We start from the raw sequence: 13,441 nt of genomic DNA on the forward strand, positions 1-13,441 counted from the left end.
CACAGAGAACACGGAGAATCTAATAGGTTGAGTTCATAGATTTATGTTCTCCGTGTTCTCTGTGGTGAATCATTTTCTCGGCCTGATTAAATAGAATACTTTCACAGTCGTAGGGTACGCATTGCGTACCTTGTCGGGCGTTCCAATTGCCAAGACCGCAAAAGGTACGCGGTGCGTACCCTACCTTTTATTTATCGTTCCCTCGCTCCGACGCTTGGGAACCCGTACGAATGACACCGTAGGAGCGGGCCGCGCCCGCGATATTGCGGCGCTGTAAGAAACGGTAAGGTTTGCGATTTTCGATTGTGTATGATCTGCGCCCTCAGAATCGAACTCAAGGAAAACCTCATGCGCCGCGCCTCGTTAAACCATATTTATCGCCTGGTCTGGAGCGATGTAAAGCAAGCCTTTGTCGCCGTCGCCGAGAACAGCAAAAGCCGCGGCAAAGGCTCAAGTCCGAGCCGCAAGCTACTGATGGCCCCGTTATTCCTTTTTGCCGCGGCCGGACATGCCGAACCGACAGGCGGACAGATCGTTTCCGGTGCCGGCAGTATCAGCCAGTCAGGCGACACCACCACAATCAACCAGACCAGCCAGAACCTGTCGGCCAACTGGCAGAGTTTCAACATCGCGCCGAGCGAAACCGTCAACTTCCAGCAGCCCAATACCGCCGCGATCGCGGTCAACCGCATCGCCGACACCAACGGCACGCAAATCCTCGGCCACCTAAACGCCAACGGCCAAGTGTACCTGATCAACCCGAACGGCATCCTGTTCGGCCAGGGCGCCCAGGTCAACGTCGGCGGTTTGGTCGCCTCGACCCTGGACGTCAACGACGCCGGCCTGAACAGCACTAGCCGGACCTTCTCCGGCAACGGCACCGGCAGCGTCGTCAACAAAGGCAGCATCACCGCCGCCGACGGCGGCTCCGTCGCCTTGCTCGGCAACACCGTCAGCAACCAGGGCACCATCACCGCGCAACTCGGCACCGTCGCGCTCGGTGCCGGTAATGCCGTGACGTTGACCTTCAACGGCAACAACCTGGTGCAAATGCAGGTCGACCAAAGCGTATTGAACAGCCTGGCCGAAAACAAACAATTGATCCGGGCCGACGGCGGCCAGGTGATCATGAGCGCGGGCGCCCAAAACGCCCTGCTCGCCAGCGTGGTCAACAACGAAGGCGTCATCGAAGCACGCACCGTCGAGAACCATGACGGCACCATCGTCTTGCTCGGCGGTATGGAAGCAGGCACGGTCAATGTCGGCGGCACTCTGGATGCCTCCGCACCGAACGGCGGCAACGGCGGCTTTATCGAAACCTCCGCCGCGCATGTGCATGTGGACGACAACGCCAAAATCACCACCCAGGCCGCCAACGGCAACAACGGTACTTGGCTGATCGACCCGGTTAACTTCACCATTGCGGCTAGCGGCGGCGACATCACCGGTGCGGCGCTCTCGGGACTCTTGGATGCCAATAGCGTAAATATCCAGACGGACACTGGAACCAATACCGATACCAGCCGTTATGGTACGAGCGGCACTGCGGGCGATATCTTCGTCAATGACAACGTCGCCAAGACGACAAGCTCGACGACCACGCTGACCTTGCAGGCGGCCAATAACATCATCATTGCAGCAGGGAAAAGTATTTCATCCTCGTTAGGCAGGCTGAATGTCGTGCTGAATTCCGATTCCGATGCCAGTGGCGCGGGCGGCATCTTGCTGAATACCGGTTCCAGCATCAACAGCAATGGCGGCAATATCGTGATGGGCGGCGGCACGAATCCGACGACGGGCTATGCGATGGGAACGGCGGGTTCCAGCAATAGCGGTATTCATGTGCTTGGCGATATTAACGCGGGTGCGGGCGACGTCACCATGCACGGGCAAAGCGCGCTGGGCAACGGCATTACCTTTGCCGGCGGCACGCTTTCCAGCAATGGCACCGTAACTATCGACGGCAAGACTTCCAAAGCGGGCAGCAGCGGTGCTGCAAACAATACCGCCGGCGTCAGATTTCAGAATACAGGCACACGTTTAACGACGGTCAACGGCACGGTCAATGTTACCGGCTCGTCGAGCGGAGGCAATTATTCACAGGGCGTGACCGTTGATGCCGCCACGATAGAAACGACCGGCACCGGACGTTTGACCTTGAACGGGACCACAACCGCTGGGAGCACTTCGGTGTGGGGCATCGGCATCAACAGCAACGGGGTGGTACAAAGCACGTCCACTGCTTATGATCGCGGCAGCTTGAACTTTAACGGCGTTGCGAGTTCGGATTTTGGCATTGCACTGTCCAGCGGCAGCATCACCTCCAACGGTGGAGCAATCAATCTTACGGATCAGTCTTCCAAGGGCATATCCGTGGCCGGCAATATTAACGCGGGAACCGGCACGGTTTCCTTGCTCGTCGATTCCTTGAGGACATGCGTAACAAACGCTGCCACTTGCAGCACCGTAGCGTTTTCCGGCGCAGGTCATGTTACGGCGGATACCACCACTATCTATTACAACCCCACCGGTTCAAATGCATCGACCCCGAGTTATGCCTCGCCAACCGACTACACCACCAAAGTAACCGGCACGCTCAACGCTTACATGCTGGTGAACGACGTATTCCAGTTGCAGGCGATGAACACCAATCTGGCGGGCAGCTATGTGCAGGGCAAGGACATTGATGCTTCAGGAACTTCTACCTGGAACGCTAATGCGGGCTTCACGCCGGTCGGAACTTTGGCTACCCCATTCACCGGCATCTTTGACGGTCTCAATCACACCATTACCAGCCTTACCATTAACCGGCCTGCAACCGATTACGTCGGTCTGTTTGGAGCCGTCTCCTCAGCTGGCGCTTTGTCCCCTGCTATTCGCAACGTGAGCTTGTCCGGCGGCAGTGTGGTTGGCCGCAACTACGTCGGCGGGCTGGCGGGGTGGAACACCAATACCGACAACGCTAACGCCAATATCAGCAGTAGCCGCGTTACGGGTAGTGTGAGTGGGGTAAACAAAGTCGGCGGCTTGGTAGGGAAGAACGATGGCAAAATCGTCAGCAGCGATGCCTCCGGCAACATAACGGGTAGCGGGGCGAATAGCGAGCTTGGCGGACTGGTGGGGCTTAACACCGGGACGATCAGCAGCAGCACCGCCTCTGGCAGCGTCAGCGGGATCGATTACATTGGCGGGCTGATGGGGTATAACACTGGCACGGTTTTTAGCAACCATGCTACCGGCACGGTGACTGGCACGGGCAACTACGTCGGCGGGCTGATGGGGTATAACACTGGCGCGGTTTCTGGCCACTATGCTACCGGCACGGTGACCGGCACGGGCAACTACGTCGGCGGGCTGATGGGGTATAACACTGGCACGGTTTCTAACAACTATGCTACTGGACGTGTTAATGGTGGCTCATATGTTGGCGGTCTTATAGGAGGTAGTACAACTTCTATCACTGACAGTTACGCCACCGGTAATGTGACCGGCACGGGCGCCGAGGTTGGCGGCTTGGCAGGAAGCAGCAGTGGGGCTGTAAGAAGCTATGCCAGGGGCAGCGTGCTTGGGCAGACAGTTGTCGGCGGCCTGTTGGGAAAGAACAACGGTGGCACCGTCAGCACCAGTTACGCTGCGGGCAGCGTGACTGGTACCTCTTCCACGGATGTCGGAGGGTTGGTGGGGCATAACTCCGCCAGCGACATCGACAAAAGCTACGCCACCGGCAGCGTGACCGGTACCGGCAATCTGGGCGGACTGGTGGGGAATAACAATACAAGTGCGATCAGCAACAGCTACGCCACCGGCAGTGTGAGCGGAACCGGCAATCTGGGCGGGCTGGTGGGACTCAATGCCTCCGGCACGTTCGCTGCCAACTTTTGGGATACCACGACAACCGGACAGTCGGTCGGCGTCGGCGGTAGCGGCGCGGCGCAAACCGGCACCATCGGCATGACTACCGCCGATATGCAGACGCGGGCCAATTTCAGTTCGGCCACCACTGCCAACGGCAACGAGAATCCGGCCTGGGACTTAACCAACACCTGGGTGATGTACGACGGCCATACCTCCCCGCTGCTGCGCACCTTCATGACTGCGTTGACGGTGACGGCGCGCAACGCCGGCAAGACCTACGACGGGCAGGCCTATTCCGGCGGAAACGACGTGACCTATTCCGGTGCGCATAATAGCAACCTGCTTGGCACGGTAAGCTATAGCGGCACTTCGCAGGGCGCGACCAATGCGGGCAGCTATATCATCACGCCGGGCGCGCTGTACTCCAACCAGCAGGGCTATATCATCACTTACGCGAACGGCGCGCTGACCGTAAATCAAAAGGCGGTCAATCTAACCGGCAGCCGCGTTTACGACGGCACGGCGAATGTGGCGGCAGGAGCATTGACGCTGGGCGGACTGGTCGGCACCGAGACGCTCGCACTCACGGGTACAGGTTCGTTGGCGAATAAGAATGTCGGTACGGCCAAAACCTTGACCTTGGGTACGTTGGCATTGGGCAACGGCACGGGTCTGGCAAGCAACTACACCTTCACCGGAGGTAGTAGACTGGTGAATGTCACCGCGAAGGCGCTGACGGTGAACGGCATCACGGCAAATAACAAAGTATATGACGGAACTACAACCGCTACCTTGGCTGGTACGGCGGCCCTCACTGGTATCATCGGAACCGATGCGGTGACCATTGCTCCAGGTATCATCAGCGCTAGCTTTGGGGACAAAAATATGGGCGCCGGTAAAGCCATGAGTTTGTCGGGCGTGACCTTGAGCGGTACCGATGCCGGTAATTACACCCTGAACGGGGCGGCCAGTCTGACAGGCATCATTACTGCCAAGGCGCTGACGGTTAGCGGTCTCACTGCCCTCAACAAAGTATATGACGGCAACACCACTGCAACCTTGGGCGGCACCGCAGCGATTAGCGCGCTCGGTAGCGATGTTGTCACCTTGGGCGGTACGGCAACCGGTGCGTTTGCCGACAAGAACGTAGCCGCCGGCAAAGCCGTCACTGTCAGCGGCCTTGCCTTGAGCGGTGCCGATGCAGGCAACTACACTGTTGTGCAGCAACCGGGATTGGTCGCCGATATCATCGCGCGCGTCTTGAGCGTTAGCGGCATCTCCGCCGGTAACAAAGTATACGACGGCACCGGAACCGCCACGGTAAACGCGGCGGGGGCAACTTACACCGGTCTTATTGAGGGTGACTCATTGGCTGTTTCCGCCACCGGCACGTTTGCCGACAAGAACGTCGGCATCGGCAAGACAGTGACGCTCGCCAGCCACTACAGTGGTGCCGATGTGGGTAACTACTCGATCACCGATCAGGCATCGACCGTTGCGAATATCAGCAAGAAAGACTTGGCCGTGACTGGCCTGACCGCCAGCCACAAGACCTACGACGCCGCCGCCACAGCGGCCTTGACCGGTAACGCCGCCGTCAGCGCGATCAGCGGCGATACCGTGGCGCTGGGCGGCACCGTTAACGGCGCCTTTGCCGATAAGAACGTCGGCAAAGGCAAAGCCGTGACTGTCACCGGCAACACTATCGCCGGTGTTGATGCAGGCAATTACAATCTGGTGCAACAAACCGGTTTGACCGCCGACATCACCAAGGCCAACCTCGTTGTGACCGGCGTGACTGCCAAAGACAAAGTCTATGACGCCAACACGACTGCGACCTTGGACGGTACGGCCGCAGTCGCGCCACTGAGCGGCGATGAGGTCAGCATGGACAGCGCTGGCAGCGGCGTATTTGCCGATGCCAATGTCGGCACCGATAAGGCCGTTACGGTCAGCGACTTCACGCTGAAAGGCACTGATGCCGGTAACTATAATGTGGTACAACCGGCCGGGCTGACGGCTACTATCACCGCAGCGCCGTCGACAACTGATTCGGGCAGGCCGCCGGAACCGGTGCGTAATGTCACCTCGCAGCTGACGGCGACCCTGGTCTCGACCACAACGAGCAATCAGCCCGTCAGCTACGGCCAGTCTTCTTTTAATAAAGAGATGTCCGGTTCAGCTCAGCCACCGGTTAACAATGAGTCGCAAGGTTCCGGCCAGGACGGAGGAGAGCAATCCTCCCCGTCACAGTCCGGCAACACCACGATGACCATCGGCGACAACGGCTCGACCCTAAAGGTCGTGAACGGCGGCGTGAAGCTGCCCCGATAGTAAGAAGACACCCAGAACTAACAACCTCATCGGCAGGTCCAGCGGCGCACCGCTTGACCTGCCGGGCGTTAGCGCGAATACCGGACACTAAAACAACATGATGACATTTAATACCCAACCTCAAACCAAGCAAGCATCCTTATCCCGCTCTGCCCATTCAGCCCATGGCAACGAGAATGCCGTGAAGCCGTTATTGGCGGCCATGCTCCTGCTAGCCCCGCTGGCCGTACAGGCCGCCCCGGTCGCGCCCAATTCCGGCACCATGCTGCAACAGATCCAGCCGGTCACACCGCCAGCACCGTCGCCTTCCGGCACCGGTCTGACCATCGAAGGCCAAGGCGCGGCTAAACTACCGGCCAGCGCACCGTTTCAGGTCAAGTCCATCCAGATCGCCGGCAACGCCAAGATCGATACCAAGAACTTGCACGCCCTGATCGCGGACACCGAAGGCCGCAGCATCGCCCTGCCGCAGCTGGGCGAGCTGGCCGACCGCATCACCGCCTATTACCACGACCACGGCTATCCGCTGGCGCGGGCGTTCATTCCGGCCCAGACCATCCAGTCCGGCGTCGTGCGCATCGAAGTCATGGAAGCGCAATACGACAAGATCCAGCTCGACAACCGCAGCGGCGTCGACGACGGGCTGCTGAACGATACCCTGACCACGCTGCACAGCGGGCAGACCATCGGCCAGTCCGGGATCGACCATGCCCTGCTGCTGATGTCCGACATCCCCGGCCTTGCGGTCAACTCGACCTTGAAGCCGGGCGGGACCGTCGGCACCTCCGACCTGCAGGTCGGCGTCGATGCCACCCAGGCGGTCACCGGCAACCTCGTGGTCGACGACTACGGCAACCGCTATACCGGAAGACCCAGGGCCGGCGGCACCGTCAACTGGCTGAACCCGCTGCGCCACGGCGACGTACTGAGCCTGAGCGGACTGACGGCCGGCAGCGACCTGAACTACGGGCGGCTGGCCTACGAAACGCTGGTCAACGGCCGCGGCACCCGGCTCGGCGCGGCTTACTCGGCGCTGGACTACAGCCTGAGCGGATCGCTGTCGGCCTTGCAGGCGCAAGGCACCGCCCAGGTCGGCAGCGCCTGGGCACGGCACCCGCTGGTGGGCAGCCGGGATTTCAACCTGTACGCCCAGGTCGAGTACGACCGGATGGACCTGCGCGACCGCATCGACGTCAGCGGCATCAAGACCTACCGGCACCTGGATAACGGCACCGTCAGCCTTTCCGGCGACGCGCGCGACACCCTGCTGTCCGGCGGCATCAATACCTGGATGCTGGGCTGGACCGGCGGCCATGTCGGCTTCGACAACCCGGATGCGCAGGCGTCCGATGCGGCGACCGCAAAAACCCAGGGCACGTTCTCGAAATGGAACGCCAACCTGTCGCGCCTGCAAAGCCTGACCCAAAAGGATGCGTTGTACCTGGCGTTTGCCGGGCAATGGGCGCAGGACAACCTGGATTCGTCGAAGAAAATGATCGTCGGCGGCCCGTACACCGTGCGCGGCTACGACATGGGCGCGGTGTCCGGCGACACCGGCTATATCGGCACCGCCGAGCTTAGGCACGACCTGGGCTCAGGGCGCTTCGGGCAATTCCAGGCGGTCGGCTTCATCGACAGTGCCCATGGTCGGCAGGCAGCAACCGGGCCACGCTGAGCGGCGCCGGCGCCGGGCTTAATTGGCTGGGGCCGAAGCTGAATTGGGTGGGAGCGAGCCAATTGAGCGCCAGGGCTTTCGTCGCCACGCCGGTCGGCCCGGTGCCGGAACTGGTCGGCAAGACCGACGAGGTGCGGGCATGGCTGGAAATGGGCATGGGGTTTTAGGGTTGACGCTGGTTCCCAAGCAGGAGAGACTGTGAAGGTATTAAGAATTTGGAGTGCAAACCTAGGTTTGCACTCCAACATTTAGTTATAAAATCAATAACTTGAAAAAAAGTTTTTTAAGCCGGTTTTTTACAATGCTTTCACAGCCTCGAGAGCTTGGGAACCCGCTCAAAGGGTCAAAACAAAACTGCCCGAGCAGGCAGCGGCCATCAATCAAATCACCGCCGTATTCATCAAGCCGCGTTACGGGCAGGCTGCAACCGGCGAAAGGTTTGCAGCAACTCAAGACGCTGGTGGGTTTATTTAAAGCCTGATTACCGCTACTCAACCCTTTCCACATCAAATACCGTGCCGCGAACCGCAATGACTTTTACCTTGGTGCTAATATCGCAATCTTCGCCGTGAACTTTCCAGATGGAATCGTCTACTTTGATTTTTCCCTCGCCGTTTTCTATCGGTTTGTACAGGCTAAAGATCCGGCCGATGTATTGCTGGCCGCGTTTGTTCAACAAGGGATGGTCTGTTGTTATAGGGTGTTTTTTGCCGTAAAGCTTCCATACGGTAATGGCTACAACAGACAGCACCGAAAAAATCGATATCTGCAATTTTATGTCGATGGCAGGTATCAGTAATAGCAGGCATCCGGTTACAAAGCCTGATGCAGCCATCCACAGGAAGAAAAATCCGGGAGCCAGTAGTTCGACTACCAACAGAACTAGGGCTAATACCCACCAGTTCCAAAAAACAATCTCTAGTTCAGCCATGTCAGCTCTTTTTAGCCATGGCTTCTTTCGCCAGTTCGCCAATGCCGCCGAGCGCGCCAATCACGCTGGACGAATCCAACGGCATGAAAACCAGTTTGCTGTTGCTTGAGGCGCCAATTTCTTTTAACGCTTCGATGTATTTTTGCGCGACAAAATAGTTGATGGCCTGGACATCACCTTTGCCGATCGCTTCAGACACCATCAACGTCGCCCTGGCTTCAGCCTGCGCCAAGCGTTCGCGGGCGTCGGCATCGCGGTAAGAGGCTTCTTTGCGGCCTTCCGCTTCCAGAATCGCCGCCTGTTGCGCACCTTCCGCACGTAAAATCTCGGACTGTCTTAATCCTTCGGCTTCAAGAATGGAGGCGCGTTTCAAGCGTTCGGCCTTCATTTGTCGGCCCATCGCTTCAACCAAGTCTTTGGGCGGGGCAATGTCTTTTATTTCGATACGGGTGACTTTGATGCCCCACGGTGTGGTGGCATCGTCGACAACGGACAGCAGTCGGGCATTGATGTCATCACGGCGCGACAATAATTCGTCCAGATCCATTGAACCCATGACGGTACGGATATTGGTCATCACCAGATTTAAAATCGCCCAACCCAGCTGGCTGACTTCATAAGCGGCTTTGGCGGCATCCATAACCTGGTAGAAAATCACCCCATCCACGGTCACCATCGCATTGTCTTTGGTGATAACTTCCTGTGACGGCACGTCCATCACCTGTTCCATCATCACCATCTTTTTGCCGATGCGATCGATAATCGGCACGATAATATTCAAGCCGGGCGTCAGTGTGTTGGTATATTTGCCGAAGCGTTCGACGGTGTATTCCATGCCCTGGGGAACCGACTTGACGCTCATAAAAACGATCAAGACCGCGAAAATCAATAATGCTAAAACGAAACCACCCATAGAACCTCCTGATTTTTTTGTAAAAACTCTATAGATGAGAGTTTTTTGACACGGGATGTGTCAACCTTCAACCGCTTAGACATCTTGTTTTATTAGCCGACTTAAAAAAGCAATGCTAACAATTAAAGTAAAACCGTTAAAATAACAGCGTGCGTGTTGCAAACGGCCGCTCAACTAATAATAATATAAATCTATCTAAATGTAAGTTAACGAGTAATTATAATGCTGATAACCGCCGCTTTTCACACCGGGATCTGGACCCTGCTTTTTTTTATAGTCGGAATGATTAAGCCGAAATGGCCGTTATTCTTTTTGAAAAAGCCGGACCGCTTTTTAGTCCTGATTATATCGACCGTCTTGTTTATGGTTTCCGCTACGCTTTATGGCGAAGGCAACCGGCAAAGAGCTTTAGAGGAAAAGGCTTCTAAAGAAACGGTATCCAAAATCCTTGATCCGTCTTCCGCGCCGGTTCCAGTGCCTGATGTTCCCGCGTCCAAACCAACTGCTCCGAAGAAGTAATATCGGTACATCAACGAATTGGATATTTCCGGTCTCAGCGTGATAAAAATCGCCGGAACAACAGGCCTGATAACGTTATTCAAAGCTTTTGCCGCACAGGCGCTGGGTCTGGCGCTTACCGCCACACTGGCCTGGATGTCGCCTGCGCTGTTTCACGGCGCATGGCGTTTGGCGCTGGTACAAGGCGTTGCCGCCGCCTTGTGGTCAAACGCATTGCGCCAGCCGTACTGGTGGCTGCCGATTCATTTACTGTTTTTGCCCACGGCCATCGCCATGCTCACCTTGCAGCTGCCTTCCTGGTTGTATCTGCTGACCGTACTGCTGCTGGCGCTGGTGTTCTGGGGTACGGTCAAGGGCGATGTACCGCTGTTCCTGTCCTCGAACGCCGTAGCGGATGCGGTAGCGGCCATTGTTGATCGGGAAAATGCCAATGGCTTTGCCGATCTTGGCGCCGGAATCGGCTCAGTGGCCGTACCGTTGGCGCAGCATCCTGCGCTCAAGGTCGATGCCTGGGAACGCGCGCCGCTACCGTGGCTCATTACCGCCTGGCGCTGCCGCACACTGCCGAATGCGGCCGCAAAACGCGCCAGTTTATGGGACTGCAACCTTGCCCATTATGGGGTGGTGTTTGCCTTTCTTTCCCCGGCGGTCATGGCGGAGCTGGGCGAGAAAGTCAGGCGTGAAATGCGTCCCGGCGGCCTGTTTATCTCTTCATCCTTCCCGATACCGGATTGGGAACCGGAAAAGATAGTAGACGTTGAAGACAGGCGCAGGACGAAGCTTTTTTGCTACCGATTGTGTAGGCCGGAATAAGACCATCCAAGTGCTTAGCGCGAGGTGGCGTTTCCGGCGAATCCGGGGGCGTTTGCCGGAAACGCCAGTTCTCGCCGATGCTCGAACCGGCTTATTCCGGCCTACATACCTGTTTAGCAATAAAAAATAGAACGCTGATGGCCTTGATTGCTTATGCTTGGATAAGATTTTTTCTGATTTGACAACGTCTTGTGTTTAAATTTCGGCTTTATTTCGAAGGTTAAGAGCAAGTCACAACACACAAAATGCTGCGTTCATCATAATTATCTGTGTCATCTGCGTTCCATTGCATTAGTACTAAGTAATTATGTTTTCAGATATTTCCAGCAAAGCTCGCTGCGCACATGCCAATAATTGCGTATTGGCATTTTGACCACTCAAACACCGGCAATAAAGCCCACTGCCTCAATACCCGCAATCGCGCAACGCTCGTCCTGATCGGAAATATCGCCGCTGATGCCGACCGCGCCGATCAGGTTGTTTTTGGTGTCTCGAATCAGCACGCCGCCCGGAACCGGCATTATTTTCCCATCCGCCATGTTTAACAGGGCATTCATAAAGTCGGGCCTCTTTTCCGCCACGCTGGCCAGACTGCGTGATGATATGCCCATGCTGACCGCGCCCCAGGCTTTTGCGGTGGCAATCTGCTCCCTGATCATCGTTGCGCCGTCTTCCCGTTGCATGGCTTTTAAATGTCCCGCCGCATCCAGAACGACTACGGTAATCGGCTCCATGTTGAGTTTACGGGCCTTGTTGGTTGCGGTATTTATAATGAGGTTGGCTTTTTCGAGTGTTAGTGATTTCATCTATGGTTCTCTTCTTGTTGAAGGTTTTATTATTTTAATAGCGGCAGCAGCTGCCGCCATACTTTATCTGCAATGACCGGCTGCCCGTTGGCATTGGGATGCAGTCCGTCTTGTTGCATCATATCCTTGGTCAGGGCGACATCTTCCATAATAAAAGGCACATACGGGACGCCCAGCTCCGTAGCTAATTGCGGGTAAATATTATAAAAAAGATCGATATAGCGCTTGCCGTAATTGGGCGGGATTTTCATGCTCAGCAACAAAACTTTTGCCCCGGCTTGCTGTGCGCGATGGGCAATTTCGGCAAGATTGCTTTTGATCAACTCCGGCGGCAAACCGCGCAAGCCGTCATTAGCGCCGAGTTCAATGATGACGATGTCCGGCTTGTCCAGCGTTAAGGCCTGGTTTATCCGCGCCAAGCCGCCAGCCGTAGTATCGCCGCTGATGCTTTCGTTGTAGATAATATGGCCCTTGTCTTTTTCATTCAGTTTTTGCTGCAACAACGTCACCCAGCCTTGCGAAACTTCAATTCCGTAACCGGCACTGATACTATCTCCCAATACAACAATGGATTTGGCCGTAGCGGCCATCGACATTAATGAAACAATCACGGCAAATAAAAAACGGGTCATTATGCAAACTCAATCATTAAACAACATTAGTATTATAGTAACGGAAAACCTGAGTAAATCGGTAGCCACGTCCGATGGAATATTGCATATCTTGTCATCCATAGATTTGATAATCAAATCCGGTGAGAGTATTGCCATCGTCGGCGAATCCGGTTCAGGCAAATCGACCTTAATCAGCCTGCTGGCCGGATTGGACACGCCGACTTCCGGGACTATCAGTTTGAACGGGAAATCATTAACCGCGATGAACGAGGACGGCAGGGCGGCGATACGCAATGAGCTGATAGGTTTTGTCTTCCAGTCCTTTCAATTGCTGCCGGGATTGACCGCGCTGGAAAACGTGATGCTGCCGTTGGAATTAAGCGGCGACAAAAACGCCAAAGTTTCGGCCGCCGCATTATTGGCTAGAGTCGGTCTTTCGCACCGTTTATCGCATACCCCCCAGAAACTTTCCGGCGGCGAGCAGCAGCGCGTGGCCCTGGCCAGAGCCTTTGTCACCCAGCCCGCGATTTTGTTTGCCGATGAGCCGACCGGCAATCTGGACAGCAAAACCGGTGCGCATATTATTGATTTGCTGTTCGAGCTTAATCTGGAAAACAAGACTACGTTAATTTTGGTGACGCATGACCAGGCCTTGGCGGCTCGCTGCCAGCGCACCATTAAACTGGATTCCGGGCGAATTGTTATATAGTTTCACCACGAACGACTGCATGGACAGATATTTGCTCCTGCAATATCTGCATTCACCACATCCCTGTGGATTATGCGGGAGGTAGAGTAACGCATGGAGCAGTTGCCGAGACACGAAGAGCACGAAGGTTTAAAGAGCAACGCTTTCCTGACGATGCACACCTTTCATTGAGTAGGGCGCGCCGTGCGCGCCTTCTTTGCTGAAATACATTGCCCCCACTGGCGTGCACGGCGCGCCCTACTCTAAATATTGCCATTGACAGACTCTGGATG

General features: G+C 56.2%; 9 protein-coding genes. 5 read left to right on the forward strand and 4 right to left on the reverse strand.

Features of this window, described 5'->3' with window-relative positions; all coding sequences use genetic code 11:
- The first annotated feature begins 348 nt into the window (after positions 1 to 348).
- Together METTU_RS11280 and METTU_RS11285 are read left to right on the forward strand one after the other, a co-directional pair.
- Entirely contained in the window at positions 349 to 6,189 is a 5,841-nt protein-coding gene (locus METTU_RS11280) for a YDG domain-containing protein (protein WP_006891700.1), read from the forward strand.
- Between the two features lie 97 nt (positions 6,190 to 6,286).
- A complete protein-coding gene (locus METTU_RS11285; protein ID WP_006891701.1) occupies positions 6,287 to 7,864 on the forward strand; it encodes a ShlB/FhaC/HecB family hemolysin secretion/activation protein in 1,578 nt (525 codons plus the stop codon).
- A gap of 487 nt (positions 7,865 to 8,351) precedes the next feature.
- On the opposite strand, the gene METTU_RS11295 is transcribed toward METTU_RS11285, so the two are convergent.
- Complete coding sequence (locus METTU_RS11295) at positions 8,352 to 8,795, reverse strand: NfeD family protein (protein WP_006891704.1); 444 nt, start codon at positions 8,793 to 8,795, stop codon at positions 8,352 to 8,354.
- A 1-nt stretch (position 8,796) separates the two neighbouring features.
- The gene (locus METTU_RS11300; protein WP_006891705.1) at positions 8,797 to 9,708 is read right to left on the reverse strand and encodes an SPFH domain-containing protein; all 912 of its coding nucleotides are present in this window, start codon (positions 9,706 to 9,708) and stop codon (positions 8,797 to 8,799) included.
- A gap of 282 nt (positions 9,709 to 9,990) precedes the next feature.
- Here METTU_RS11300 and METTU_RS11305 point away from each other — a divergent pair, with 282 nt between their 5' ends.
- A complete protein-coding gene (locus METTU_RS11305; RefSeq protein ID WP_254257902.1) occupies positions 9,991 to 10,227 on the forward strand; it encodes a hypothetical protein in 237 nt (78 codons plus the stop codon).
- 18 nt (positions 10,228 to 10,245) lie between these two features.
- On the forward strand, positions 10,246 to 11,040 hold the full coding sequence (locus tag METTU_RS11310; RefSeq protein ID WP_150107779.1) for a class I SAM-dependent methyltransferase: 795 nt from the start codon (positions 10,246 to 10,248) through the stop codon (positions 11,038 to 11,040).
- 377 nt (positions 11,041 to 11,417) lie between these two features.
- On the opposite strand, the gene METTU_RS11315 is transcribed toward METTU_RS11310, so the two are convergent.
- Positions 11,418 to 11,846, reverse strand: coding sequence for a GlcG/HbpS family heme-binding protein (locus METTU_RS11315; protein WP_006891709.1), 429 nt, complete (start codon positions 11,844 to 11,846; stop codon positions 11,418 to 11,420).
- Between the two features lie 29 nt (positions 11,847 to 11,875).
- Positions 11,876 to 12,478: an arylesterase gene (locus METTU_RS11320; RefSeq protein WP_006891710.1), complete on the reverse strand. Its 603-nt coding sequence runs from the start codon at positions 12,476 to 12,478 to the stop codon at positions 11,876 to 11,878.
- A 1-nt stretch (position 12,479) separates the two neighbouring features.
- Between METTU_RS11320 and METTU_RS11325 the strand changes: the two genes are divergently transcribed.
- Positions 12,480 to 13,169, forward strand: a complete 690-nt coding sequence (locus METTU_RS11325) for an ABC transporter ATP-binding protein (protein WP_006891711.1) — start codon at positions 12,480 to 12,482, stop codon at positions 13,167 to 13,169.
- Positions 13,170 to 13,441 lie beyond the last annotated feature (272 nt).

The sequence above is a fragment of the Methylobacter tundripaludum SV96 genome (assembly GCF_000190755.2).
Taxonomy (GTDB): domain Bacteria; phylum Pseudomonadota; class Gammaproteobacteria; order Methylococcales; family Methylomonadaceae; genus Methylobacter_A; species Methylobacter_A tundripaludum.